The sequence below is a fragment of the Blastomonas sp. SL216 genome (genome assembly GCA_026625625.1).
Classification (GTDB): Bacteria; Pseudomonadota; Alphaproteobacteria; order Sphingomonadales; family Sphingomonadaceae; genus Blastomonas.
The window spans coordinates 617,876-641,767 of sequence record CP113055.1 but is presented as its reverse complement, the minus strand read 5'-3'; the positions used below and the strand labels follow the sequence as shown (position 1 = coordinate 641,767).

28 protein-coding genes are annotated in these 23,892 nt (G+C 62.9%); 12 read left to right on the top strand and 16 right to left on the bottom strand.

Translation table 11 applies throughout. The features are described from left to right. Positions 1-54 precede the first annotated feature (54 nt). On the top strand, positions 55-741 hold the full coding sequence (gene gpmA, locus OU999_03015; protein ID WAC24182.1) for a 2,3-diphosphoglycerate-dependent phosphoglycerate mutase: 687 nt from the start codon (positions 55-57) through the stop codon (positions 739-741). Positions 742-750: 9 nt separating this feature from the next. On the opposite strand, the gene OU999_03010 is transcribed toward gpmA, so the two are convergent. From OU999_03010 to OU999_02970, 9 genes are all read right to left on the bottom strand, one after another. After that, the gene (locus tag OU999_03010) at positions 751-1,773 is read right to left on the bottom strand and encodes an adenosine deaminase (GenBank protein WAC24181.1); all 1,023 of its coding nucleotides are present in this window, start codon (positions 1,771-1,773) and stop codon (positions 751-753) included. A gap of 153 nt (positions 1,774-1,926) precedes the next feature. Next, complete coding sequence (locus tag OU999_03005; protein WAC24180.1) at positions 1,927-2,484, bottom strand: phosphoribosyltransferase family protein; 558 nt, start codon at positions 2,482-2,484, stop codon at positions 1,927-1,929. 57 nt (positions 2,485-2,541) lie between these two features. Then, complete coding sequence (locus OU999_03000) at positions 2,542-2,958, bottom strand: phosphate-starvation-inducible PsiE family protein (GenBank protein WAC24179.1); 417 nt, start codon at positions 2,956-2,958, stop codon at positions 2,542-2,544. Between the two features lie 30 nt (positions 2,959-2,988). Further along, entirely contained in the window at positions 2,989-3,132 is a 144-nt protein-coding gene (locus OU999_02995; GenBank protein ID WAC24178.1) for a DUF2474 domain-containing protein, read from the bottom strand. Next, the gene (gene cydB / locus OU999_02990) at positions 3,132-4,133 is read right to left on the bottom strand and encodes a cytochrome d ubiquinol oxidase subunit II (protein WAC24177.1); all 1,002 of its coding nucleotides are present in this window, start codon (positions 4,131-4,133) and stop codon (positions 3,132-3,134) included. Before cydB ends, OU999_02995 begins: the two co-directional genes overlap by 1 nt. Continuing rightward, positions 4,130-5,563, bottom strand: coding sequence for a cytochrome ubiquinol oxidase subunit I (locus OU999_02985; GenBank protein WAC24176.1), 1,434 nt, complete (start codon positions 5,561-5,563; stop codon positions 4,130-4,132). The genes cydB and OU999_02985 overlap by 4 nt, the downstream gene beginning before the upstream one ends. 143 nt (positions 5,564-5,706) lie before the next feature. After that, complete coding sequence (locus OU999_02980) at positions 5,707-6,612, bottom strand: dienelactone hydrolase family protein (protein ID WAC24175.1); 906 nt, start codon at positions 6,610-6,612, stop codon at positions 5,707-5,709. A gap of 16 nt (positions 6,613-6,628) precedes the next feature. Then, on the bottom strand, positions 6,629-7,546 hold the full coding sequence (locus OU999_02975) for a haloalkane dehalogenase (protein WAC24174.1): 918 nt from the start codon (positions 7,544-7,546) through the stop codon (positions 6,629-6,631). 135 nt (positions 7,547-7,681) lie between these two features. Next, positions 7,682-8,305: a TetR/AcrR family transcriptional regulator gene (locus tag OU999_02970; GenBank protein ID WAC24173.1), complete on the bottom strand. Its 624-nt coding sequence runs from the start codon at positions 8,303-8,305 to the stop codon at positions 7,682-7,684. 844 nt (positions 8,306-9,149) lie between these two features. Here OU999_02970 and OU999_02965 point away from each other — a divergent pair. The 3 genes from OU999_02965 to bfr all read left to right on the top strand — a co-directional run bounded on the left by OU999_02965 (position 9,150) and on the right by bfr (position 11,251). Then, positions 9,150-10,388, top strand: a complete 1,239-nt coding sequence (locus OU999_02965) for a DUF418 domain-containing protein (GenBank protein ID WAC24172.1) — start codon at positions 9,150-9,152, stop codon at positions 10,386-10,388. Between the two features lie 65 nt (positions 10,389-10,453). Beyond that, entirely contained in the window at positions 10,454-10,624 is a 171-nt protein-coding gene (locus tag OU999_02960) for a (2Fe-2S)-binding protein (protein ID WAC24171.1), read from the top strand. A gap of 147 nt (positions 10,625-10,771) precedes the next feature. Then, a complete protein-coding gene (bfr, locus tag OU999_02955) occupies positions 10,772-11,251 on the top strand; it encodes a bacterioferritin (protein WAC24170.1) in 480 nt (159 codons plus the stop codon). 63 nt (positions 11,252-11,314) lie between these two features. Here the strand turns inward: bfr and OU999_02950 are convergent, their stop codons facing one another. Beyond that, positions 11,315-11,845: a hypothetical protein gene (locus OU999_02950; GenBank protein WAC24169.1), complete on the bottom strand. Its 531-nt coding sequence runs from the start codon at positions 11,843-11,845 to the stop codon at positions 11,315-11,317. A 281-nt stretch (positions 11,846-12,126) separates the two neighbouring features. Between OU999_02950 and OU999_02945 the strand changes: the two genes are divergently transcribed. The 5 genes from OU999_02945 (at position 12,127) to OU999_02925 (ending at position 16,362) form a co-directional block, all read left to right on the top strand. Next, positions 12,127-13,029, top strand: a complete 903-nt coding sequence (locus OU999_02945) for a hypothetical protein (protein WAC24168.1) — start codon at positions 12,127-12,129, stop codon at positions 13,027-13,029. A 106-nt stretch (positions 13,030-13,135) separates the two neighbouring features. Then, positions 13,136-14,113 carry an alpha/beta hydrolase gene (locus OU999_02940; protein ID WAC24167.1) on the top strand — a complete coding sequence of 326 codons (978 nt, stop codon included), beginning with the start codon at positions 13,136-13,138 and terminating at the stop codon, positions 14,111-14,113. Positions 14,114-14,118: 5 nt separating this feature from the next. Further along, positions 14,119-14,859, top strand: coding sequence for a hypothetical protein (locus tag OU999_02935; GenBank protein ID WAC24166.1), 741 nt, complete (start codon positions 14,119-14,121; stop codon positions 14,857-14,859). A gap of 17 nt (positions 14,860-14,876) precedes the next feature. Continuing rightward, the gene (locus OU999_02930) at positions 14,877-15,353 is read left to right on the top strand and encodes an RNA pyrophosphohydrolase (protein WAC24165.1); all 477 of its coding nucleotides are present in this window, start codon (positions 14,877-14,879) and stop codon (positions 15,351-15,353) included. A 37-nt stretch (positions 15,354-15,390) separates the two neighbouring features. Continuing rightward, positions 15,391-16,362, top strand: coding sequence for a DUF481 domain-containing protein (locus tag OU999_02925; protein ID WAC24164.1), 972 nt, complete (start codon positions 15,391-15,393; stop codon positions 16,360-16,362). Positions 16,363-16,368: 6 nt separating this feature from the next. Here OU999_02925 and OU999_02920 read toward each other — a convergent pair whose 3' ends face one another. The 4 genes from OU999_02920 to OU999_02905 all read right to left on the bottom strand — a co-directional run bounded on the left by OU999_02920 (position 16,369) and on the right by OU999_02905 (position 19,824). After that, entirely contained in the window at positions 16,369-17,124 is a 756-nt protein-coding gene (locus OU999_02920; GenBank protein ID WAC24163.1) for a hypothetical protein, read from the bottom strand. Positions 17,125-17,292: 168 nt separating this feature from the next. Beyond that, positions 17,293-17,847 (bottom strand): GNAT family N-acetyltransferase, encoded by a 555-nt coding sequence (locus OU999_02915; protein ID WAC24162.1) that lies wholly within the window; start codon positions 17,845-17,847, stop codon positions 17,293-17,295. Positions 17,848-18,002: 155 nt separating this feature from the next. Next, positions 18,003-18,491, bottom strand: a complete 489-nt coding sequence (locus OU999_02910) for a glycine zipper 2TM domain-containing protein (GenBank protein WAC24161.1) — start codon at positions 18,489-18,491, stop codon at positions 18,003-18,005. Between the two features lie 199 nt (positions 18,492-18,690). After that, positions 18,691-19,824, bottom strand: a complete 1,134-nt coding sequence (locus OU999_02905; protein ID WAC24160.1) for a zinc-binding dehydrogenase — start codon at positions 19,822-19,824, stop codon at positions 18,691-18,693. Positions 19,825-19,921: 97 nt separating this feature from the next. Here OU999_02905 and OU999_02900 point away from each other — a divergent pair, with 97 nt between their 5' ends. Further along, positions 19,922-20,464: a pseudouridine synthase gene (locus tag OU999_02900; protein WAC24159.1), complete on the top strand. Its 543-nt coding sequence runs from the start codon at positions 19,922-19,924 to the stop codon at positions 20,462-20,464. A 9-nt stretch (positions 20,465-20,473) separates the two neighbouring features. On the opposite strand, the gene OU999_02895 is transcribed toward OU999_02900, so the two are convergent. Together OU999_02895 and pspF are read right to left on the bottom strand one after the other, a co-directional pair. After that, a complete protein-coding gene (locus tag OU999_02895) occupies positions 20,474-21,613 on the bottom strand; it encodes a cupin domain-containing protein (protein ID WAC24158.1) in 1,140 nt (379 codons plus the stop codon). A 41-nt stretch (positions 21,614-21,654) separates the two neighbouring features. After that, positions 21,655-22,713: a phage shock protein operon transcriptional activator gene (gene pspF, locus OU999_02890; protein WAC24157.1), complete on the bottom strand. Its 1,059-nt coding sequence runs from the start codon at positions 22,711-22,713 to the stop codon at positions 21,655-21,657. 162 nt (positions 22,714-22,875) lie between these two features. On the opposite strand from pspF, the gene OU999_02885 reads away from it, so the two are divergent. Then, a complete protein-coding gene (locus tag OU999_02885) occupies positions 22,876-23,076 on the top strand; it encodes a hypothetical protein (protein ID WAC24156.1) in 201 nt (66 codons plus the stop codon). A gap of 126 nt (positions 23,077-23,202) precedes the next feature. Then, complete coding sequence (gene pspA, locus OU999_02880) at positions 23,203-23,889, top strand: phage shock protein PspA (GenBank protein ID WAC24155.1); 687 nt, start codon at positions 23,203-23,205, stop codon at positions 23,887-23,889. The last annotated feature ends 3 nt before the right edge of the window (positions 23,890-23,892 follow it).

Here is a 23,892-nt window from a genome sequence, read left to right as displayed (position 1 = left end):
TGTCGTGACCTCTGCGCTAAACGCGCACGCAATCGCAACAGGAGACGCCCCGAAATGCCGCAGCTTGTCCTTATCCGTCACGGCCAGTCGCAATGGAATCTGGAGAACCGCTTCACCGGCTGGTGGGATGTCGACGTGACCGAAAAGGGCGCGGAGGAAGCGCGCGCGGCCGGACGGCTGATGCGCGACAAGGGGCTCGATTTCGACATCGCCTTCACCTCGCTGCAGACCCGCGCGATCAAGACGCTCAACCTGGCACTCGAAGAAATGCAGCGGCTATGGCTGCCGGTCGAGAAGGACTGGCGGCTCAACGAGCGGCATTATGGTGGCCTGACCGGCCTCGACAAGGCCGAGACCGCAGCCAAGCATGGCGACGAGCAGGTGCATATCTGGCGCCGCAGCTTCGACATTCCGCCGCCGCCGCTTGAGGCCGGATCGGAATTCGATCTGTCGAAGGACCGCCGCTATGCCGGCATCGCGATCCCCAACACCGAAAGCCTGAAGGACACCATCGAACGCGTGCTGCCCTATTGGGAAAGCCGGATCGCCCCCGAACTGAAGGCGGGCAAGCGCGTCATCATCTCGGCACATGGCAATTCGCTGCGCGCGCTGGTTAAGCATCTGTCGGGCATCGCCGATGATGCGATCACCAGCCTGGAAATCCCGACCGGCCAGCCGATCGTCTATCAGCTCGACGACAATCTCGCCGAAGTCGAACGCTATTATCTCAGCGAGCGCTGATCCGCGCGATCAGGCGAAATGCGCATCATGATGGTCGATCTCGGCCAGCAGATGCGCAACCGCCTCTTCGGGCAGGAACGAGCCAATGAAACTGTTGGCCGCCAGCGTTTTCAGCTGATCGCGGCTGAGGTCCAGCGCTGAGGCGATGGCGCGGTAATTCGCGTTCACATAACCGCCGAAATAGGCCGGATCGTCCGAATTGACCGTGGCCCGGATGCCGGCATCGAGCATCCTGGCGACCGGGCTCTGGCCGATTTCGTCGATCACGCACAGCTTGAGGTTGGAGAGCGGGCAGACGGTGAGCGTCATGCCCTCGCCCGCGATCCGCGAGACCAGGCCTGCGTCCTCCAGCGCGCGGTTGCCATGGTCGATCCGGTCGACACCCAGGATGTCGAGCGCCTCGTGGACATATTCGGGCGGCCCCTCCTCGCCCGCATGCGCGACCAGCTTGAGCCCCAGCGACCGGGCGCGCGCGAAAACGTTGCGGAACTTCGAGGGCGGATGCCCGACCTCGGAGGAATCGAGACCCACGCCCGCGATCTTGTCGAGATAGGGGATCGCCTCGTCCAGCGTCGCTTCGGCCGCCGCCTCATCGAGATGGCGCAGGAAGCACATGATGAGCCGCGAGGTGATTCCCCATTGCTTCTCGCCATCGGCCAGCGCGTCGGCAATGCCGGTAATGACATCCGCGAAGGCTACGCCGCGCTCGGTATGGCCCTGCGGGTCGAAGAAAATCTCGACATGCCGGACATGGTCGGCATGCGCGCGCTCCAGATAGGCCCAGGTCAGGTCGTAGAAATCCTGCTGCGTGAGCAGCACCGCCATGCCCTGATAATAGATATCCAGAAAGTCCTGCAAATTACTGAAATTATAGGCCTGGCGAATTTCCTCGACGCTGGCGAAAGGGATCGCGACCTTGTTGCGCTGTGCGAGTTCGAACAGCATCTCGGGCTCCAGCGAGCCTTCGATATGCAGGTGCAGTTCGGCCTTGGGCAGGCGGGCGATATAGGCGTCACGCTGATCGGGTGTCATGCGATGAGGTTATGCCAAGTGGCGTTAAAGGGCGCAATTCCCATCACCAACTTTCGTCACCCCCGCGCATGCGGGGTCCCGCTATTCACACCACCGTCGACACGGAAGCGGGATTCCCGCGTTCGCGGGAATGACGGTTGGATGAGCGCCTTTCTATTCCCCCAGGATAATCGCCGCCCCCGGCTTGTGCGCGCGGATTTCATCGACGCTCAGCCCCACGATCTCGTGCGGGAAGACCAGCCATTGCTCGGTTTCGTGGACGAAAAAGTCCGGCGTCATGTCGGTCTGGTTGCGCGAGGGCTTGTAATAGACCGTCGCGATCCGCCAGTCGTGCGGCATGTTGTAGCGGCACTTGGCGGCGAGTTCATGGATGAACGCGCGGATCGACTTGCCGCTGTCGAACACGTCGTCGACCACCAGCAACCGGTCCTCGGGGCTCAGCGTATCGATGAGATAGCCCAGGGCATAGACGCGCACGTCCTTGCTCTGCTGGTCGATGCCGTAATAACTGGCGGTGCGGATGGCGATATGGTCGGCATCCACGCCATGATATTCGAGCAGCTCCTGCACCGCGATGCCCACCGGCGCGCCGCCGCGCCAGATGCCCACGATATGCGTGGGCTGATACCCGCTTTCGATCACCTTCATGGCCAGGCGATAGCTGTCTTCCAACAGGCTATTGGCAGAGATGTAGTGCTTTTCGATGGTCATGAAGCGAGCCTTGCTGAGCGCGAGCGTTGCGCCTTCTTGCCAGCACGCCCGGCCTGGTCAAGCCCTGCCCGCGCGCGTGAGGATCACGGCGGCCACCGCGAGCAGCAGGATGGCGCCCGCTTCGAACAGGATCTTGTCCGGCGCCATGTCCTTGCCCTGCAGCACGATCAGCCGGGCCAGCGCGGTGATGGCGATGAAGATCGGATAGACAAAGGGCGATCCGGTGCCGGTATAGAAGACCGCGATCATGCCGATCACCTCGGTATAGAGGAACATCAGCAGGATGTCGGCCAGCGAGATCGTGCGGGCGGCGATGATGCCCCAGACCTCCACCCCCGCCGCGAACAATGTCATCAGCGCCACCAGCACCAGCAGAACGTGTTCGATCAGCTGGAACCCGCGCACCGCCAGGGTGTCGGCAGCAAGCCGGGGCGTTGCGCCAGGGTCGGTTACAGGATCGGCCGGGTCTGCCATGGCGCATGATACCATGCCGGGCGGTCAGCGTCAGGCGTTTATCCACCACCGGATGGCATAAGCGATCACCCCCACCACGCCGACCGATATCAGCCAGAGCGCGGCCATCCAGCCCAGCCGCTCGGCCAGCGGGCGGGCATCGCCGCGATCAGGATTGTCGCTATCGGGCAGCATCAGTGATAGCCCTCATCCCCCACCTTGCCGCGGAACACCCAATAGGCCCATGCCGTATAACCGATGATCAGCGGCACGATGAACAGCGTGCCCACCAGCATGAACGCCTGGCTGCTGGGGTGGGTCGCCGCATCCCAGATCGTCACCTCATCGGGCACCACATAGGGGAACATGCTGATGCCCAGCCCGATCATGCCGAGCAGGAACAGCGTCAGGGTCAGCAGGAACGGCGCATAATCGTGCCGCTTCTGCAGCGCGCGCAGCAGCAGGAAGCTGATCAGCGCGACCAGCAGCGGCACCTGTGCCGAGAAGAGCACGCTGGGGAACGTGAACCAGCGCGCGAAATATTCGGCCTCGAGGAACGGGGTATAGAGACTGACCGCGCCGAGAGCGACCAGAGTGGCCGGGAACAGCTTCCAGCTCATGCGAAAGGCATGGTCCTGCACCGGCCCTTCGGTCTTCATGATCAGCCAGGTCGAACCCAGCAGGCCATAGCCGATCACGGTGCCGATGCCGGTCAGCACCGAATAGAGGCTGAGCCAGTCGAGCCAGCCCCCCGCATAGGCGCGTCCTTCGACCTCCACGCCCTGCAGCAGCGCGCCCAGGGTGACGCCCTGCGCAAAGGCCGCGACGAACGAGCCTGCGGTGAACGCAAAATCCCAGAATGGCTGGTGATTGGGGTCGCGCCAGCGACCTTCGAAGGCCACGCCGCGCAGCACCAGCCCCAACAGCATCGCGATGATCGGCGGGTAGATGGCGGGCAGGATGATCGCATAAGCCAGCGGGAAGGCGGCGAGCAGCCCTCCCCCGCCCAATACCAGCCAGGTCTCGTTGCCGTCCCAGACGGGCGCGACCGAATTCATCGCCTTGTCGCGCTCTGCCCCGCGCCCCAGCGCCGGGAAGATGATGCCGATGCCCAAGTCGAACCCGTCCATCACCACATAGGCGAACACGGCAAAGGCAATGATGAACGCCCAGACAATGGTCAGGTCGATGTTCATGCGCCCTCCTCCATCATGGTGCCGCTGCGCCCGCGCTGCGTGCTGTCGGCCGCTGCAGGCGTGATGCCCGCGCTGCGCAGCGGGCCCGACGCTGCCGCCTCCTCATGCCCGGTGGCAGGCTTGCTCATCAGCTTCAGGATATAAGCGGTGCCCGCCCCGAACATGATGAAATAGGTGACGATGAACGCCACCAGGGAAGCCCCGACCGCGGGCGCGGCAAGCGGCGAGACACTGTCTGCCGTGGTGAGCAGGCCATAGACGGTATAGGGCTGGCGGCCGACCTCGGTGGTGATCCAGCCGGCGATGACCGCAACAAAGCCCGACGGCCCCATGACGATCGCGGCGCGGTGCAGCCACGGCCAGTCATAAAGCCTGCCGCGCACCCGCGCGAGCAGGCTGAACAGCCCGATACCCAGCATCGCAAAGCCGATGCCGACCATGATGCGGAACGACCAGAAGATCATGCCCACCGGCGGCTGCTTGTCCTCCGGAACGCTGTCCAGCCCCGCGAGCGGTGCGTTCAGATCATGCTTGAGGATCAGCGAGGACATGTCCGGAATCTGGATGGCATAATCGACGCGCTTTTCCGCACTGTTGGGGATGCCGAAGAGGATCAGCGGCGCGCCATCGGGATGGCTCTGGTAATGGCCTTCCATCGCCATCACCTTGGCGGGCTGATGCTCGAGCGTGTTGAGGCCGTGCATGTCGCCTGCGAATATCTGCAGCGGAGCGACCAGAGCCGCCATCCACATCGCCATCGAGAACATCCGCTGCGCGCGATGATCCGCCTTGTTCTTGAGCAGGTGAAACGCGCCGACCGCACCGACGACGAACGCGGTGGTCAGATACGCGGCCATCACCGTGTGGACGAGGCGATAGGGGAAGCTGGGGTTGAAGATGATCGCCAGCCAGCTTTCGCCAGGGACGAACTGGCCATTGGCGGCGATTTCATATCCGGTCGGCGTCTGCATCCAGCTGTTGACGCTGAGAATCCAGAAGGCGGAGATGAAGGTGCCGACGGCAACCATCAGCGTGGCCGTGAAGTGCAGCTTGCGCCCGACCTTGTCCATGCCGAACAGCATGACGCCCAGAAAGCCTGCTTCCAGAAAGAAGGCGGTGAGCACCTCATAGGCCATCAGAGGGCCGATGATCGGTCCGGTCCTGTCCGAGAATACCGACCAGTTGGTGCCGAACTGATAGGACATCACGATGCCCGAGACGACGCCCATGGCAAAGGCGATAGCGAAGATCTTGCGCCAGTATTTGAACAGGTCGAGATAGATATGGTCGCTGGTCTTGAGCCACAGCCCTTCCAGCACCGCCAGATAGCTGGCGAGGCCTATCGAAAAGGCCGGGAAGATGAAGTGGAAGCTGACCGTGAAGGCAAACTGGATCCGCGCCAGCAGCAGCGCATCAAAACCATCGAACATCGGCGCGATCTCCCGTCTCGCATTGCCGCATGTGCGTGGCAGCCGGTATTTGCTCCAGTCCGGCAGCCTGCGGCTGTCACCTGTTTAGGACAGCCGCAGGATAACCCCTATTAGACACATTGTCCAAGCTGAGCTGGGCAGGATCAGGCCTTCAGATACCGGCCGAAATGCGCCAGCGTCCTGTCCCAGGCGAGCTTGGCGGCCGCCTCGTCGTACCGGGGCGTCGTGTCATTGTGAAAGCCATGGGCCGTCCCTGCATAGAAATGCGCTTCGTAGGTCTTGCCATTGGCCTTGAGCGCGGCCTCACAGGCCGGCCAGGTGGCGTTCACGCGCTCGTCATTCTCGGCAAAGTGGATCAGCAAAGGCGCCTTGATCGACGGCACCTCCTCGGGCCTGGCCTGGCGTCCGTAGAACGGCACGGCAGCGGCCAGGTCCGGATAGGCCACCGCGAGCGCATGGCAGACACCGCCGCCATAGCAGAATCCGGTGACGCCGACCTTGCCGGTCGAGGCCTTGTGATCGCGGAGGAACTCGAACCCGGCGAAGAAATCCTCCATCAGCCTGGCCGGATCGAGCGAGGCCTGCATCGTGCGACCCTGGTCGTCGGTGCCGGGATAGCCGCCCAGCGATGTCAGCCCATCCGGGCCCAGCGCCAGATAGCCCGCCTTGGCCAGCCTGCGGACGACATCCTCGATATAGGGATTGAGGCCGCGATTTTCGTGCACCACCAGCACCGCAGGCAGCTTGCCCTTGGTGTTAGTGGGCCACGCCATCAGCCCCCTGACCGTCCCATGGCCTTCGGGGCTCTGATACTCCACCCGTTCGGTACGGATTGCCGGATCATCCGGAGCGACCTGCTGCGCGAGTGCATAATCGGGGCTCAGCTGGTTGAGGATCATCAACCCGGTCACCCCCGCGGCGGCATAGCGCCCCGCCTGCTGGATGAATTCGCGCTTGCTCAGCTTGCCGTGCACATAGCCGTCGAAAATCTCGAGAATATGGGGGTGGAAGTCGCTGGCGCGCATCCGGCGCGGGGTGGTTTCGGTCATCAGGCTCATCTCCAGGTCAGGCGGGTGTCACATCCCCGAAAGCTGCAAGCGCGGCGCGGGCAATTTGTTCCCCCCATTCCTGCACGAAATGGCCGCCATCGGGGATGATCAGCGGTTCGGGACATCCCTTGATGATCGCGCGCAGCCGCGCCATCGGCGCGATGCCGAGCACCGGGTCCGCCGCGCCGACAGCCATGAAACTCTGTCCGGACCAGCGTTCGCTCCAGAAGCGCGCAGCGGCCTTGCCATGCTCCACCCCCGGCATGTCGGGCGTCACTGGCACCAGCGCCGGGAACACCTGTGCACCGGCCTTGTATTCGGGCCCCGGATAGGGCGCGTCATAAGCTGCGATTTCCTGTTCGGTGAGGTGCGGCGTACCGCGCGCGATGATGCGGCCCACCGGCAGATCGGGCGTCGACAGCGCATAATGCTTCCAGGCATCGAAGCCGGGTCCCGGGCTCTCGCCCTGCCCCAGGCCGGTGTTCATCACGATCAGCCGCGACAGTCGGTCCGCAAACACCGCGTCCACCGGCAGAGTCAGGCCGAGCAGACCGCCCCAGTCCTGCACCACCAGGGTGATGTTCCTGAGGTCCAGCCGTTCGACCAGGCGCAGCAGATGGTTGCGATGGAAGTCGAAGGTATAGACAGCGCGGTCCACCGGCTTGTCCGAGCGCCCGAAGCCGAACAGATCGGGCGCGATCACCCGCGCACCGCTATCCAGGAAAACCGGGATCATCCGGCGGTAGAGAAAGGACCAGCTCGGCTCGCCATGCAGGCAGAGGAAGACGCGGTCCGCATCCTCGGGCCCGGTATCGATCCAGGCCGCACGAAGCCCCTCATAACCCGGCAGGTCATCGGCATAGCTGACCGGATAATCGAAATCCGGCACGGCCGAAAAAGCCGCTTCGGGTGTCCGCAAAGCCTCGATCGTCATCACATGCTCTCCTCAGTCCAGGCCTGTTATCGGTTCGCCGGTGCTGGTGCGGCCGTTACCGTACCTGCCCCTATTTGCCTGCCCGGCACCCGCCCGACCGATCGGTCCAGCGCATCGAAACGCCGCAAAACCGGGCTATCCGCGCTCCACCATCATGCACAGCATGTCAGTCACCAGCGCCACTGGCGCGGCATCGTGACGGCTGCGCGCCAGCACCAGCGCACCTTCCTGCGCGGCGATGATCGTGGCCGCCATGTCTCTGGCCCGGGTCACCGCGACGCCTTCGGCCATCAGCCAGCGCGCGAGCCGCATTTCGATCCGCTGATAGGCGATGCGCACCGCCTCGCTCAATGGTCCGCCGGCCCCGCCCTGCTCCTGCCCGATCACCGCGAGCAGAGATCCGTCGAGCCAGTCGGTCCTCTGCAACCAGGCTGCAGTGACCTCCGACAGATTGCGCAAAAAGCCCACAATATCGAGCCCGCTGGCCGATAGCTGCTCGATCGCATGCAGCGAGCTATCGGCGATCCGCGCCACGCATGCGGTGGCCAGCTCAGGCTTCCCGCCGGGGAAGTGATGATAGAGCGAGCCCTTGGGCGTTTCTGACAGCGCCAGAATTTCGGACAGCCCGATCGCGTGATAGCCGCGCTGCTGAAACAGCCGGGTCGCGACACTGATCAGCCGCAGCCGGGTGGGGTGCATGTCGGTGGAAGCCGCGCCTTGACCCGAAAGGGTGGCGGGATCGAGCAAAAAGGCCAGCATAGACCAACCAGTCTAGCGAGGGGTCGCAAGCTGTCAAGCAGCACCCCTTTTTGACCCCGAAAAGCCGTTAACACTTGGCCTCCCGAGCCCCGAAAAGTGGACAAACAGGCCAAAGATTTTGTTAACCATTTGCGCTGGCACGTTAAGATCAGCGCAACCTGTGGCGATCGCGGCTTAATCTTCGGTCAATCTGTGGTTAACCCCAGCCTATGGGGCGAACGGTCTAGCAAGCCTTTTGCAAGGATTATCCTGGCCGGCTGATGAACAACCTCGATTTCTTAAGAGAGCGCGAGGTTATCACACTGATAAAACGTGGTTAAATTTTACGTTAACCAAGGTAAATAGACGATAAATCTGGCCTGTTCATTCGTTAACCAAGATTGACGAAACCTTGCCAGGGCCATGCCGCGCTGCAGGGGTTCTCAGCGATGTCGGCAGCACCAGAATTCTGGTCCGGTCGGTCCATTAACCTTTGGCTACCCGACCGGACGGTCCAAATCGAGCATTTGAAGGTCTCTGAACCCTCTTTTGAGATGCCAGAAAGGTGCCGCCAACCCTCCAAATCGCTCTCGAACGGTCCAGAATCGCCCTTTTGGGATGGGCCAGGCGGTCTGATGCTGGACTGGACGGTCCGCCCAGAGGTCCTCAAATAGACCATACGGTCTAAATTCAGATAAGTACCTGTAAAACATTGCTTTTCCCCAGACTCGCTCGATGCAGGCGCCGCTGATGCTCCCCCCTCCCCCCACTGGCGCTTCCAGCATTGCGATGAACGGCAACCATGTTAGAAAACCATCTCGGCCTGGCCCACCGCCTATCGGGTCTGCCGCAAGGGGCTTGGCTTATGACACAGACCGATCGCCATCTTTCGCTCGACGCCATTCGGGGCTTTGCGGTGATGGGCATTTTGCTGCTCAACATCATCGGCTTCGCGATGCCCGATGCGGCCTATGTGAACCCTGCAGCGTGGGGCGGAACCGATCCGCTCAACGCCGGGGTATGGGCGATCAATTTCGTGGCGTTCGATGGCAAGATGCGCGGCCTGTTCAGCGTGCTGTTCGGAGCGAGCATGTTGCTGGTCATGCAGCGCGCCGAGGCCGCCGGGCAGAACCCGCGCAGCGTGCATCTCAACCGCATGGCCTGGCTGTTCGTCATCGGGTCAGCCCATTTCATCCTGATATGGTGGGGCGACATTCTGGTGCCTTATGCAATCTGCGGCACGCTCGCGCTGTTCTTCGTGAACAAGGATGTGAAGCAGCTGCTGCGCTGGGCGGCCATTTTCTACACGCTCTATTTTGTGCTGACGCTTTTGCTGGTCGGCGGCGGCTGGTGGCAGTCGGTTCAGGGTTCGGCCGCCGGTGCGGATGCCGAGACGATCGAGGGCACCCGCAAGATGCTGGCCAGCTTCGGCAAGCCGGGCACCGAGCAGATCACCGAAAGCCTGGAGCTGTATCGCAGCGGCTGGCTGCCGATCATGCGCGAGCATCTGGGCATGTTCCCGGAATCGCTCGTCAACACCCTGATGTTCTTCACGCTCGATACGCTGGGGATGATGCTGCTGGGCATGGCGATGCTCAAAAGCGGCTTCATCCTGGGGATGTGGGCTCCTTCCATCTACGCCAAGGTTGCGCTGCGGGCGTTCGCCATCGGCCTGGGTCCGATGATCGCGCTGGCCGCCTGGGTCATCGCCAGCGGCTATGACACGGTGATCACGTTTGCTGCGTTCTTCAGCCTCTCCTTCCCCTTCCGCATCGTGCTGACGGTCGGCTGGGCCGCAGCCTTGCTCTGGTGGGTGGTGGACCATCGCGACAGCGCGCTTGTCGTGCGCGTCGCCGCCGCCGGCCGCGCCGCATTCAGCAATTATCTGGGCACCAGCCTGTTGATGACCTTCATCTTCTATGGCTGGGGTCTCGGGCTGTTCGGCGAGATCAACCGCGCCACGGCGATGCTGTTCGTGTTCGCGGCATGGGGAATCATGCTCACCTGGTCCAAGCCCTGGCTGGAACGGTACCGGTTCGGACCGGCCGAATGGCTGTGGCGATCGCTGGCGCGCAGAAAACTGCAGCCGATGCGTTTGCGATAGAATCGCAAAAAGACTGTTGCGATGCGTTCTCAATATCGCTATCTCGGCGATCACAGGAGAGACGCATGGTTGTTTGCATCTGCAATGCGATTCGGGAACAGGACCTCAAGGACGCTCTGCGCGATGGCGCGGCCCGCCCGGCAGAGGTCTACGCTCGGCTCGGTCGGCGTCCCAAATGCGGCCAGTGCCTGTCGTTTGCGCAAAGCATTATCACCCGGGAAACTGCGACCGCCTAGCAATAGCCGGCTAAATTCCGGTTAAAAATCAAGTATTTCCCGCGCTGCAAAGTCTTTCCAATCGCTGAAAACGGCGCTATTGTGCGCTCCTGAACTAATCACGCCCATGCGCCTTGAGAGAGGCCGTGCGGTTACAGGAGCATCATCATGAAGGGCGACCCCAAGGTCATCGAATATCTCAACGACGCGCTCAAGAACGAGCTGACGGCGATCAACCAGTATTTCCTGCATTCGAAGATGCTGGCCAATTGGGGCATCAAGAAGCTCGCCAAGTTCGAATATGAGGAATCGATCGACGAGATGAAGCACGCCGACAAGCTGGCGGACCGCATCCTGTTCCTCGACGGCCTGCCCAATTTCCAGCTGCTCGGACGGCTGAAGATCGGCGAGACGGTCGAGGAAATCCTCAAGGCCGACCTCGCGCTCGAGAACGAGGCGATTCCGCTGCTCAAGGAAGGCATCGCCTATTGCGAAACCGTCCGCGACTATGGCAGCCGCGACCTTCTGGCCTATATCCTCCACAGCGAGGAAGAGCATGTCGACACGCTGGAAGCGCAGTTCGACCTGATCGACCGCATGGGCATCCAGAATTATATCCAGCTCCAGTCGAGCGCGGTTGAAGATTGATGCCAATCGCCGCCGGGGATGGACCAGATCCATCCCTGGCAGGCAGAAACTGGCTCTGGCGCGTTACTGAACCGCCGAAATTTCCTTGATGATCTCGCTGGCAATCTGCGCGCGGTGAACGGCTGCGTTGCGGTTGATCGGAATGCGGTACAGCGCTTTCAGCATCGCCTTGTCGAGGTCGGTCATCGCATCGGGACGCTCGTCCTGGCTCGCCTCGAACAGGTTCATGATGCTCGACGCGTTCGGCGTAGCATCCATGCGCGTGCGCGAGAGAATGGCGAAGGCCAGATAATCGGTCAGCGCCCCGATCGAGACATGCGAAACACGCGGCATGTCGACCACCACCGTGCAGCCGATGATGCTCACCTGGATCGGGCTGTCGATGCGGCCGGGATTGACGTTCTTGAGCAGCGCAACCCCCTGGTCGCCGCGCGTCGTGGTGCGTCCGCCCAGCCCTTCGACCGTCTGCGTATAGAACCAGCGGATCGGCAGCCCCGGCGAGCGCAGCTTGCGCACCTCTTCCGGGCTGGTGACGACGATGGATTCTGCGGCGCTGGGGCTTTGGATTTGCGCGACGGCTGTCGTTGCCGGCATTGAGCCCAATGTGAACGACGCAAGCATTTTCCGGAATTCATGTGGCGGCACCACACTGCAAACCGTGTGATGCATCATGACAATTTCCCAAATGTCGCACCCGCACGTTTTCAGCATCGTTATTCGACCAATGGCATCTGTAGACTGGTCAACCCAAGTATTAGCCCCAATTTGCTTGAATAACGGGGAGACACGCGCCTCAAAACATAGCAGAAACGCCAGATCGTGCTTTGCGGCGCGAAGCGACGGGGTCACAATCGGGGATCAGACAGGATGGGCATATGATAGCGGCCGCGCATGCGCGCGCACGATGGGCAGTGGCTCTGGCCCCGGTGATCGCGTTGCTCACCGTTTCGGCGACGGACCAACCCGGCGACCTGCTGAAACAGAGTGGCCCCTGGAATATGGATTATGCGACCAACGCGTGCCATCTGTCTGCCACGTTCGGCGAAGGCAAGAACGAGGTAAAGGCGCGCTTCACTCGAAATGGGCCGCAGGATAGCCTGCGCGTCACCCTGATGGGATCGCGCCTGGGCTATCAGAGCGAATTGCGCTCGCGCGCGCAGCTGGAATTCCGCCCCAGCTCGGAAAAATCCGCGCTCTCTTTCGTCACCCACGGCAGCGTCGGGCCGAAAAACGCCCAGATTCCCGTGGTGTTTTCAGAATCGATGCGGCTGGACAATATGGACTCGCCAGGGTCAGGCGTTGCCGATCTGCCCCGGGTCACCGCAGACACCGAAAAGGCGGTCAGCGGGCTCTATGTCAAGCTTTCGGGCCGTGAGCCTTTCACGCTCGATCTGGTATCGATGGCAGCTCCGATGGCCGCGATGCGGGCCTGCACCGACGATCTGGTCCGCTCCTGGGGCTTCGATCCAGCCGAGATCGCAGCGCGCCCGAAGCGAGCGGAACCTGCGAGCAAGCCCGGCCAATGGGCGCAAACTGGCGATTATCCTGACGCCATGCTCGCCAGGGGAACGTCGGCCATCGTCGATTTCAGGCTGGTGATCGACGAAACCGGTGCGGTTGCAAATTGCTTCGTGCTGGGCTCCACCACGCCGGCGACCATCGGACCCTATAGCTGCGATGTCATCAAGCGCCGCGCCAAGTTCACGCCCTCGCTGGACAAGGACGGCAAGCCAGCGAAGGACTATTATATAAACCGCATATTCTGGAGGGCGACCTGAGGTTGGGGTCATCGCCTCCGCTCGCGCGGGACAAATTGTCCATGGACCAGGCGCAGGCCAGCGGATAACCTTGCATCCGGAAAGATACCAGGAGGAGGATGCGAGCATGAGCGAAACCATCGAGATCGAGCGGGAAACCAGCAGCGCCGGCGGGCCCTTTGTGCGCCCCGATGTGGCGATGATGCTGGCGATGATGTCGGCAACCGGCGCACCTGCGATGAACGAGATGGCCCCCGCAGACGCGCGCGAGGCTTATCGTATGATGCGCTTTGTCGGCGATGCCGATCCGACGCCGCTGGCCATTGTCCGCGACTTGAGCTGCCCCGGCCCGGCAGGCGATATTCCGCTGCGCTATTATGATGCCCGCGAAACGCGTGAGCCGGGCCCTGCAATCATGTTCTTCCATGGCGGCGGCTTCGTGATCGGCGATCTGGAAACGCACCACCCCTATTGCACCGAACTGGCGGCAAAGCTGGACCTGCCGGTGATTGCGGTCGATTACCGGCTCGCCCCCGAACATCCCTTCCCCGCTGCACCCGAGGATTGCGAAGCCGCAGCCCGCTGGCTCGCGGCGAACGGCAAGGAACTGGGTCTGGAGATTACCGGCCTGGTGTTCACTGGCGACAGCGCCGGCGGCAATCTGACGATCGTCATCACCCAGGCGCTGGTCGCCAACCCCGCCGCGGTTCCGGTAATCGCGCAGGCCCCGCTCTATCCGGTAGTCGATTCCAGCCAGACCGGTGGATCGTTCACTGAATTTGCCGAAGGGTACCTGCTCACTTCGGAAGCGATGACGTGGTTCAACGACAATTACGCCGCGACGCCGGGCGATATCCGCAACGATTGCATCAACGGTGACCTGGCCAGCCTGCCGCCGACGCTGCTGGTGACGGCAGGGCTCGATCCGCTGCGCGACCAGGGCCGCGACTTTGCCGCGCGGGCGATCAAGGCCGGGGTCGATGTGACCTATATGGAGATGCGCGGTACGATCCACGGCTTTATCTGCCTGCGCAAGGGCGTGCCTTCGGCGCAGGATGATTGCGATGCGATCTTCCGCGGCATGAAGGCGATGCTGGCGCTGTAATGCGCATGGCGCAGGCCTGGGCAACGGCAACAGGTGGCGCAGCGGCGGCGCTGCTCACCCTTGCCGTGCCCGGCCCAGCTGAGGCGCAATCACCTTCACAAGTTCGCAACGCCCCCGACTTTGCAGGCGTGATCGCCGCCTATCGCAAGCAGCGCGCGAGCGATCCGGACAGCTGCTGCACCTTCTCTGCTCCGGTGTTCGAACGCGAAGTCCGCTTTCAGGTGTTCGCCACGTTCGAACCCGCCTATGAAGCCAGAAACGACCGCCAGCTGATCATGGAATTCGTGCCGCAGGGTGAGACGATGGACAACTGGACGCGGATGATCACCTTCTCCGCGTTCAAGGGCGCAGGCACCGCGCCAGTCTCGACCGCAGACATGCAGCAGCGCTTCTTCAACACCGCAAAGGGTTGTGAAGTTGCGAACTTCTCCCGCGTGATTGCCAGCGGCAGGATGGCCGACGGGACAGAATATAACCTGTCGAGCAATGGCTGCGGCTCGACGGCAGCGGGCGGATATCCGGGAGCGCGCACCGGGCGCGGCGAGCAGTTTCTGGCACTGCTGCTGCGTGACGACGAGAATGTCGCGGTCTTGCAATATGCCGAGCGCGGCGAATCCTTTGGCCCGCGCGAAGAGCCGGTCGGCGATGCGCTGGTCCTGGCAATGATGAGCCGCTTTCGCTCCATCGCATTTTGTCGGGGCAAAACCGTATCGGACGATTGCTCCATTGCCTTTTCGGCCCCCTGAAAGCTAAGGCCAAAGGCATGAGTGAATTTGACAGCCTCCCTTATCGCCCCTGCGCGGGCATCATGCTGGTCAATCAGGACGGCAAGGTCTTCGTCGGCCAGCGGCTCGACAGCACCGTCGAGGCCTGGCAGATGCCGCAGGGTGGCATCGATCCGGGCGAGGACCCGGAACAGGCCGCCTATCGCGAGCTGGGCGAGGAAACCGGCATCGCGCCGCACCTGGCCGAAGTCATCGCCCGGTCGCGCGACGAGCATCTCTATGACCTGCCGCCCGAGTTGATGGGCAAGATCTGGGGCGGCAAATATCGCGGCCAGCGCCAGATGTGGTTCCTGATGCGCTTCATGGGCACCGATGCAGACATCAATATCGAGACCGATCACCAGGAATTCCGCACCTGGCGCTGGGCCGATCCCGACAGTCTTGAGGGACTGATCGTGCCATTCAAGCGACGGTTGTACCGCGCGGTGGTGGAAGAGTTCCGTCCACTCATCTAGGCTGCCCCCTCGTTTCATCGATGGGAGGTTAGCCCTGATGCTGTTCCGCAGCGCCCTGCCCTTTGCCATGATGCTGGCAACCTTTGCTGCCACGCCGCTGGCCGCGCAAGCGCCGGAAGCCGTCACCAAGATGATCGATGCCGCGCTGCGCTCGGGCGATGCTGCCGGGCTGGACGCCGTGGTCCGCTATGCCAAGCAGGCACATCCTCAGACCGCCGAAGCGATCGATGCGCAGGTCGCGGAATTCCGCAACGCCAGCGCAACGCCTGCCCCCACGCCGGCACCTTCGCCTGCTCCCGCCGCCGCCCCGGTCGTCACCGCGCAGGCAGACACGAAGACCGAACAGGCCAAGGTGGAACAGGCTGCCGCCGTCAAATATTCAGGCGAAGGCGAGCTGGGTGCCTTCACCACCACCGGCAACGCACCGGGCATCGGCCTCGCCGCCGGACTCAAGCTGACGGTCGAGGGCGAGGACTGGCGTCTCGGCCTGCTGGGGCGCGCGGATTATCAGGAAACCAGCAATGTGGTGGTGCGCGAGCAATATCGCGTCAGCGCCGAGCCCAACTACAAGTTCAACCAGCGCGGCTATGTCTACGGCCTGGGGCAATATGAACAGGACCGGTTCCAGGGGTTCCACGCGCGCTACAGCCTGTCGGGCGGTGTCGGATACAGCCTGCTGACCGGCGAGAATGCGCAGATGAGCGTCAAGGCCGGTCCAGCCTGGCGCTTTACCCGGCTGGTGACAGGGATGGACGAATCGGTGCTGGCCGGACTCGCCTCGGTCGACATCAAGCTGAAGCTGACGCCGACGATCCAGATCACCGAAGCCGCCAGTGCCTATGTCGATGAACAGCGCAGCACGCTGTTTTCGGTCGCCGCGATCGATTCGCAGCTGATCGGCAAGCTCAAGGCGCGCCTGTCCTATACCGTGCAGTATGAATCGAACCCGGCGCTGGGCCGCGCGCCGACCGATACCACCAGCCGGCTCACGATCGTCTACGGCTTCTAGGCGCGATCAGCGGCCGCCATTGGCGACGATATCGACCTCGGTCCCGCCATTGGCCATGGGCTTGAGGAACAGCACATAGGCCGCATTGCCCTTGGTGCCGCCCAGGACATGGTCTTCGCCGCGCAGCTGATATTCGGCCGAATAACCGCCGCGCCGCGCCTTGGTATAATAGAAATCGACGACGTTCTTCAGTGCTGCCGGCGTGGTGAAATTGACCACGCGGATGTTGCACTGGCCGCTGTCGACGCCAGCGGCTTCCTTGACATTGCCGCGCGGATAGACCGCGAAATCGGCAGGCATGCGGCTCGCCCAGCCCAGCGCATAGTCGAGCTTGCCCTGGCACACGCCATTCTGCTGCGCCGCCTTGGCCCCCAGGGTGCTGCCCTGGTTGCAATCCTTGCACTCTTCGGCTGCGACCTTGGTCGGCTGGGGTGCCTTCATCAAACCGCGCGGGCCGATGGCAGCCGTAGCGGCCTTTTCGACAGCGGCCAGCTGACCCTTGGGCACGCCGGCGGACGGCACAGATCCGTCGCTGCCTTCACCGAGCACGGCGTTGCGGTTGGATTTATCGACCAGATCGGGATCGACCAGGATCTGGTCCTCCAGCGCACCCTTCATCGCGGGGTCGGCGGCATCGGCCAGCAATGCCGCGTCCTCGTTCTGCGCTGCCTTGTCGTCGGCATTCTGGCAGGCTGCGAGCGCCAGCGCGGCACCGCCCAGCGCCAGCAGGTTGCGCGTCATCGCGAAGGAAAGTCGGGCCATGGCTGATATCCTCGATAGATCGGCTATATGCCTTCCCATGCCAGAGAAGGCGTTAGCGTTACGTTAGCCATGCCCCGCGAACAGCGAAACTGTCCTGTCGAAAGAGGGTTAACCGCGCGGCTTTCTCGATCTTGCCCGTCCCAAAACGGGAATTTCGGCTAAGTCGTTTCAGAACCGGACAAATTTCTTCCGGTTCTCCTGCCACTCGGCCTTGGTCTGGCCGTAACAGTCCACCGGCGAATCCTGATAGGGTTCCGGCAATCGGGTCGGCCCCTGATTGTATGAGCCTAGCCGCTCCGCCAGCGCAATCGAGGCCTTGTTGTCCGGATCGATCGTGTGAATCACCGTTTCCCAGCCGAGCAGGTCGAAGGCATAATCGATCGTCGCGACCGCGGCTTCCAACGCATAGCCCTTGCCCGCATGGCTGCGCAGCACGCCCCAGCCGACCTCCTGCCCCGGCCAGCCATCCGGATACCAGGGGCCGATGCGCCCGATCCATTCGCCGGTATCGCGGGTGATCAGCGAGAACATCGCATAGCCGCGAATATGCCATGCGCCAGCCATGGAACACAGGCCGCGCCAGGCGACGGCGCGCGGCTGGACGCCGCCCAGAAAGCGCATCGTCTCTTCATCGGCGCAGAATTCGGCCCAGGGCTCGAAATCTTCGGGGCCGGGCGGGCGGAGGATCAGCCGCTGCGTTACCAATATGGGTCCATTGATCATCGCGCCGCTCCCTTCGCCTCGTTGAGGAATGCCGGGATAGGCAGCGCTCCACCGCTTGGCAAGCGCCCTGCGCCCGGGCGCAAGAAACCCCTCCCGCCGAAGGGCGAGAGGGGTCTTGGATGCCGACCCGCCCATCAACGGCGGATCAGGCGATATTAGCGGCAGCTATAGCGGTTGCCATCGTTGCGGTCGATCGAACGCCCCAGCAGCGCGCCGGCAATACCTCCGATAACCGCGCCTGCGGTGCGGTCACCGCGTCCGGCAATCTCGCTGCCAGCCAGGGCACCAGCTGCGCCGCCGATCAGCAGACCGGTGGTGCCGTTGTCGCGGCGGCAATAGTAGCGGCCGTCATTGCCGCGCCAGGACTGGCCGTTCCAGCCACGCGCCTGACGACGATCAAACCGGCGGTCGTAGCGATCATCCCAGCGACCGTCACGGCCATCGCGGCCATAGCCACGATCGTAACCCCGACGACCCCAGTCGTCGTCATAGCCGCGCCACTGATGCGCGATGGGGGCGCGATAATCGACGCCATAGGCAGCCTCGGCGCTGGGCGCGTAGCTGGCGAGAGGGGCTGCCATGGCCGGAGCGGCCGAGAGGGTGACTGCACCGGCAGCGGCAGCAGCAAGAATGAACTTCTTCATAATCTGTCTCCCTAGAGACCGGGACAGCGCCGATTCGCCATCCGTTATGTTCATATTTAAGGGAGTGAAACTGAACGGTCCGTGGGAAGCTTGTTCATCTTGCAGCAGGGTTGGGTGAACACCTGCGTCGTCCATGCGATATGGGAAATGCGGGCGGGCGCGCAAGGAACGATCCCCTGCCCGCCCACCCGAAAAGCGCTTATTTCTGCGGGCAGATCAGGAACTTTTCGCCCGTTGCCTTGGCATAATAGCGCTTGACGACATCGGCCTGCAGCGCCTCTCCCAGCGAAAGCTCGTCGGTATAATGGCTTGCAAAGGTGGTCTTGAGCTCATCGGCCACCCGGGCGCGCAACCGCATCGCAACTTCCGCGCCTGCCTTGGCGAGGAAATTGGGGAGCAGCCAGCCGCCCACGCCCCAGGCCATGCCATAGCCACGGCTCAGCACGGTCGGCGACGTATCGAGGCCGCCGTACAGATACACCTGCTTGTGATGGACCGAACCATAGATGCTGTAAGCGCCGGGCGTGCGCGCAGCGGCACCTTCCATTGCGGTCAGGATGTTCGAGGCAAGGTTGCCGCCACCCGTCGCGTCAAAGGCCAGCGTCGCGCCGGTGGCGTGGATCGCGTCCGTCAGGTCGGCCATGAAGGTGTCGCTGCTCGAATCGATGATATGCTTCGCGCCTATGCCGCGCAGCAGATCGGCCTGTTCGGGCTTGCGCACGACATTGACCAGTTCGACGCCATCGGCCGCGCAGATGCGGTTCAGCATCTGGCCCAGGTTCGACGCCGCAGCGGTGTGGACCAGCGCACTGTGGCCTTCCATCCGCATCGTCTCGACCATCGACAGCGCGGTCAGCGGGTTGACGAAGCACGAAGCGCCATCGCGCGCGGTGTGGCCATCCTTCAGCACCAGGCACATCATCGCCGGGGCCTTGCGATATTCGGCATACATGCCGCCACCCATCACCGCGACGACCTTGCCCATCAGGCTTTGCGCATAATCACCCGCCCCGGCGGCGACGACGGTGCCCGCGCCTTCATTACCCACGGTCAGCGCCTGGCCGATGCGCGCCTTCATCACGCCCATGCCCTGCGGCGAGACGGGAGCGGACAGCTTCGTCTGCTTGCCTTCGCCTGCGCTCGTGGCCTGGCCCATGCTGGCCCAACCGAACATCACGCCCTGGTCGGACGGGTTGATCGGAGTCGCCTCGACCCGGACCAGCACATCGTCGTCGCCCAGCTCGGGCATCGGCTTTTCGGCAAGTTCCATCACCAGTTCGCCTTCGGCGCTGACGGTGGAGATCATCTGCAGATAGGTTGACGGAAGCGTCATGTTCGGGCCTCTCTCTATTGGGGTTGTTGTTCGATGCTCCCCTGTGCCAAGCCTTGCACGACAATGCCACCCATGGCGCGCAGAAAGTGTCCTTCCCTTGCCCCGGCTGATCCTGTTCAACAAACCCTATGGCGTGATCTGCCAGTTCAGCGGCGATGGATCGCGGCCGACGCTCGCCGATTTTATCGATGTGCCCGGCGTCTACCCGGCAGGGAGGCTCGATCAGGACAGCGAAGGGCTGGTGCTGCTCACCGATGACGGGCGGTTGCAGGCCCGCATCGCCGATCCCCGGCACAAGCTGCCCAAGACCTATTGGACCCAGGTCGAAGGCAGCATCACCGAAGAGGCGCTTGCAAAGTTGCGAAGCGGCGTGCTGCTCAAGGACGGCATCACGCGCCCAGCCCTCGCCCAGCGCCTGGCCGAGCCGGATCTATGGCCGCGCGACCCGCCGGTGCGCTTCCGCAAGAGCGTACCCGACGGCTGGATCGCTCTGACCTTGCGCGAGGGCAGGAACCGTCAGGTGCGTCGCATGACCGCAGCTGTCGGCTTTCCGACGCTGCGGCTGGTGCGCTGGCAGGTGGGCGACTGGACGCTGCAAGACCTGGATCCCGGCCAGTGGCGCTGCGTAGACATACGCTAGCTGCGTCGCTCAATCCTCGCCCGCAAAGGCAATCGCCCCGCGATTGGCGAGGTCGAGCAATAACGCAAGCATATCGTCATCGATCTCGCCCAGCGCAATCTCATGCTTCGCACACAGTGCCTCGGCAAATCGCGCAGCAGGCCCGCGGCATTCGCGCATCTCGCCATCGACAAACAGCAGCACAGCGTCGTTCTCACGGACAAAAACGAAACGACTTGCAAAGTTGCGAAGTACCGTCCCACCCTGAGCAGCCTCCCGCACTTCTTCGAGGGTCAAAGGCTCTTCAGAGCTCCAATCCATGTCCGGATATTTGGGCGCACTGTTGAAAGCGGCGAACCAGCGGGCGAATCCGGCGCGATCGGCCAGTCTTTCGAGCACCATGGCTTGCAACCTCGCCAGAGCCGCTTCCGTGATCTCTCCGGGCTGGTCTTGTAACGGTAACATGGGGTCGCCATAGCGATCATCTTCGCCGAGTTCGTCGAGCACATGGTCGCTCCAGCCTGTGATCAGCTCCGCGCGCGACGGCGCACGAAAGCCGATCGACAGCGTCATGCAGTCATCGTCCAGCGCGACCCCATCATGCGCCACGCCAGGCGGCACATAGAGGATGTCACCCGGGCCTAGATCGTACACCGCCCGCTCTTCGAAGTCCGCCAGCAGCTTCAAATCCGCGTGCGCGCGCAATGGGGTAGTGTCATCGCATCGCTGCCCGATGCGCCAGCGCCTGTGCCCGCGTCCCTGGATGAGGAAGACGTCATATTGATCGAAATGCGGCCCCACCCCGCCGCCGGTGCTGGCAAAGCTGACCATGACATCATCGATCCGCCAATTGGGGATGAAGCGAAACTGCGAAAGCAGTTGGGCGACCTCGGGCACATGATGATCGACAGCCTGCACCAGCAGCGTCCAGGGCTTCGCGCCGAGTGCGGCAAAGCGTTCCGCATCGAACGGACCCTGCTCCAAAGCCCAGATTTCCGGGCCGGACTGCTCGACCAGCCGCGATTCCACCTCCGGCTCGCAGGCCAGCCCCGCCAGTTCGTCAGGCTCGATCGGACATTGCCATGCATCCCAGGGATTGCGAATTTGCAAAGCGGCCTGCTGCCAGTGGCTGGCGAGGAAGGCGGCGGGATCGAAGCGGGCAAGTTTCATCCGCTCCCCATTTCAGCCGCACGCGCTGACGTCCAGCCTTTTCACCCCAGCAAATCGTGCTTTTTCAGGCAATGGCGCAGCTGGTCATAGCTGAGGCCCAGCGCCTTGGCGGTCTGGCGCTGGTTGTAGCGGTGGCGGGCCAGAGCTGCCTGAAGGATGCGCTTTTCATGCGCGTCGACGGCACCGCGAAGATCGTCGACTGCATCGAAGTTCATCGTCTGGTCGAGCGTCGCACGCACGCCGGGATCGGACAGCGCGGCATCGATCACCTCGTCGCACGGCGAGGCGTCGGCCTGCGCCGAAGAGCGCGCCGCGGCCCTCGGTTTCCACGGCGATTCGAAAGGATCGAACACGATATGATCGACCGGGCGCTCGAAATCGTCCCAGCGATAGACCGCGCGTTCGACGACATTGCGCAACTCGCGGACATTGCCGGGCCAGCTGTGCCGCTTCATCGCATCGGTCGCCATCACCCCGAAACCGGGCCAGCGGTCCCAATCGAGCTCGGCCGCCATGCGCCGCCCGAAGAAATCGGCCAGCACCATGACGTCGCCTTCGCGCGCGCGCAGCGGCGGCAGTGTGACAACCTCAAAGGACAGCCGGTCGAGAAGGTCGGCGCGGAAGCGGCCATTGTCGACCAGATCGGGCAGATGCTCGTTGGTCGCCGCGACGATGCGCACATCGACCTTGATCGAGCGCGAGGAGCCGATGCGCGTCACCTCGCCATATTCGACCGCGCGCAGCAGGCGCTCCTGCGCGCCCATGCTCAATGTCGCCAGTTCGTCGAGGAACAGCGTGCCGCCATCGGCTTCCTCGAACCGGCCCTGGCGTGCACGGGTCGCGCCGGTAAACGCGCCTGCCTCGTGGCCGAACAATTCGGCTTCGATCAGCGTTTCGGGCAATGCGGCGCAGTTCAAGGTGATCAGCGGGCCGTCCCATCGCGAGGACAGGCGATGCAGGCGCTCTGCGATCAGCTCCTTGCCCGTCCCGCGCTCGCCGATGACCAGCACCGGACGGTTGAGCATCGCCGCGCGGCTGGCGCGTTCGACCGCGTCCAGAAACGCCCCCGACTCCCCGATGAACTGACTGCCCCGTTCCATGCGCCAAGAGATAGTGCAAAATCCCAACTCATGGCAATCCTAACCAACGGTCGCGTTCATCGAATTTTCCAAACACTTGATATATAATGGTTTTTCAGTTTGGCACGCTCTCTGCAATGCATGGGACAACACCGACACAAAGCGGTTCTAGGGAGAAAGACAGTGAAAACCACCAATGCTTCGAACGCGAACAGCCAGGATCAGGACAATGTCCTCAAGTCCACGCTGGTCACCACGGTCGCCGCGCTGGCGCTGATCACCACGCTGTTTCTGACCGCCTTTGCCAGCATCGAGGCCGCCGCCTCGCCCGTTCACCACAACGGAGATGCTCGCTCCATCGTTTCCGTCCGGTACCTTGCCTGACGGATTTGGCCGGGACGCTTACCCCCCCTTGCCCCGTCCCGGCCAATCACTTTCCACTGAACTGCAAAAGGGGGTAAGGTGGACAAGGATCCAGTCCGCCTGAATTTACGAAACGGAGTTTTGGCCATGGGAATTTTCTCTCGCACCCGCGACATCATCGCAGCGAATGTTACCGAACTGCTCGACAAGGCCGAAGACCCGGCAAAGATGATCCGCATGATCATCCTGGAAATGGAAGAGACGCTGGTCGAAGTCCGCGCCTCTGCCGCCCGCACCATCGCGGACCAGAAGGAAATGAAGCGGCACGTCAGCAAGCTGGAGCAGCTTCAGGCGGACTGGACCGAAAAGGCCGAACTGGCGCTGTCCAAGAACCGCGAAGACCTGGCCCGCGCCGCGCTGCTGGAAAAGAAAAAGGCTGCCGATATGGCCGATCAGCTCAATGTCGAAATCGCGGTGCTGGATGATGCGCTGCGCGCTTCGGAACAGGATATCGCCAAGCTGCAGGCCAAGCTGCGCGAGGCCCGGATGCGCCAGAACAACATCATGAGCCGCCTGGAAAGCGCCGAAAACCGCGTCAAGCTGCGCACCATGTACAATGGCGACAAGGTCCGCGAGGCATTCAGCCGCTTCGACCTGCTCGAGCGCCGCGTCGACATGGCCGAAGGCCGCGCCGATGCACTGGGCATGGCCGAGGACGAGCGCAAGGTGCTGGGCCAGCGCAGCCTGGACGACGAATTCGCCGCCCTGGCCGATAGCGACAAGGTGGACGAGGAGCTCGAAGCCATGAAGCGCGCGCTGAAGAAGGAGGGTTGAGAC

Bases quoted from the DNA above. Each gene is read 5' to 3' on its own strand.
- gpmA (WAC24182.1), top strand. From the start codon at position 55: ATGCCGCAGCTTGTCCTTATCCGTCACGGCCAGTCGCAATGGAATCTG.
- OU999_03010 (WAC24181.1), bottom strand. From the start codon at position 1,773: ATGACACCCGATCAGCGTGACGCCTATATCGCCCGCCTGCCCAAGGCC.
- OU999_03005 (WAC24180.1), bottom strand. From the start codon at position 2,484: ATGACCATCGAAAAGCACTACATCTCTGCCAATAGCCTGTTGGAAGAC.
- OU999_03000 (WAC24179.1), bottom strand. From the start codon at position 2,958: ATGGCAGACCCGGCCGATCCTGTAACCGACCCTGGCGCAACGCCCCGG.
- OU999_02995 (WAC24178.1), bottom strand. From the start codon at position 3,132: ATGCTGCCCGATAGCGACAATCCTGATCGCGGCGATGCCCGCCCGCTG.
- cydB (WAC24177.1), bottom strand. From the start codon at position 4,133: ATGAACATCGACCTGACCATTGTCTGGGCGTTCATCATTGCCTTTGCC.
- OU999_02985 (WAC24176.1), bottom strand. From the start codon at position 5,563: ATGTTCGATGGTTTTGATGCGCTGCTGCTGGCGCGGATCCAGTTTGCC.
- OU999_02980 (WAC24175.1), bottom strand. From the start codon at position 6,612: ATGACCGAAACCACCCCGCGCCGGATGCGCGCCAGCGACTTCCACCCC.
- OU999_02975 (WAC24174.1), bottom strand. From the start codon at position 7,546: ATGACGATCGAGGCTTTGCGGACACCCGAAGCGGCTTTTTCGGCCGTG.
- OU999_02970 (WAC24173.1), bottom strand. From the start codon at position 8,305: ATGCTGGCCTTTTTGCTCGATCCCGCCACCCTTTCGGGTCAAGGCGCG.
- OU999_02965 (WAC24172.1), top strand. From the start codon at position 9,150: ATGACACAGACCGATCGCCATCTTTCGCTCGACGCCATTCGGGGCTTT.
- OU999_02960 (WAC24171.1), top strand. From the start codon at position 10,454: ATGGTTGTTTGCATCTGCAATGCGATTCGGGAACAGGACCTCAAGGAC.
- bfr (WAC24170.1), top strand. From the start codon at position 10,772: ATGAAGGGCGACCCCAAGGTCATCGAATATCTCAACGACGCGCTCAAG.
- OU999_02950 (WAC24169.1), bottom strand. From the start codon at position 11,845: ATGCCGGCAACGACAGCCGTCGCGCAAATCCAAAGCCCCAGCGCCGCA.
- OU999_02945 (WAC24168.1), top strand. From the start codon at position 12,127: ATGATAGCGGCCGCGCATGCGCGCGCACGATGGGCAGTGGCTCTGGCC.
- OU999_02940 (WAC24167.1), top strand. From the start codon at position 13,136: ATGAGCGAAACCATCGAGATCGAGCGGGAAACCAGCAGCGCCGGCGGG.
- OU999_02935 (WAC24166.1), top strand. From the start codon at position 14,119: ATGGCGCAGGCCTGGGCAACGGCAACAGGTGGCGCAGCGGCGGCGCTG.
- OU999_02930 (WAC24165.1), top strand. From the start codon at position 14,877: ATGAGTGAATTTGACAGCCTCCCTTATCGCCCCTGCGCGGGCATCATG.
- OU999_02925 (WAC24164.1), top strand. From the start codon at position 15,391: ATGCTGTTCCGCAGCGCCCTGCCCTTTGCCATGATGCTGGCAACCTTT.
- OU999_02920 (WAC24163.1), bottom strand. From the start codon at position 17,124: ATGGCCCGACTTTCCTTCGCGATGACGCGCAACCTGCTGGCGCTGGGC.
- OU999_02915 (WAC24162.1), bottom strand. From the start codon at position 17,847: ATGATCAATGGACCCATATTGGTAACGCAGCGGCTGATCCTCCGCCCG.
- OU999_02910 (WAC24161.1), bottom strand. From the start codon at position 18,491: ATGAAGAAGTTCATTCTTGCTGCTGCCGCTGCCGGTGCAGTCACCCTC.
- OU999_02905 (WAC24160.1), bottom strand. From the start codon at position 19,824: ATGACGCTTCCGTCAACCTATCTGCAGATGATCTCCACCGTCAGCGCC.
- OU999_02895 (WAC24158.1), bottom strand. From the start codon at position 21,613: ATGAAACTTGCCCGCTTCGATCCCGCCGCCTTCCTCGCCAGCCACTGG.
- pspF (WAC24157.1), bottom strand. From the start codon at position 22,713: ATGGAACGGGGCAGTCAGTTCATCGGGGAGTCGGGGGCGTTTCTGGAC.
- pspA (WAC24155.1), top strand. From the start codon at position 23,203: ATGGGAATTTTCTCTCGCACCCGCGACATCATCGCAGCGAATGTTACC.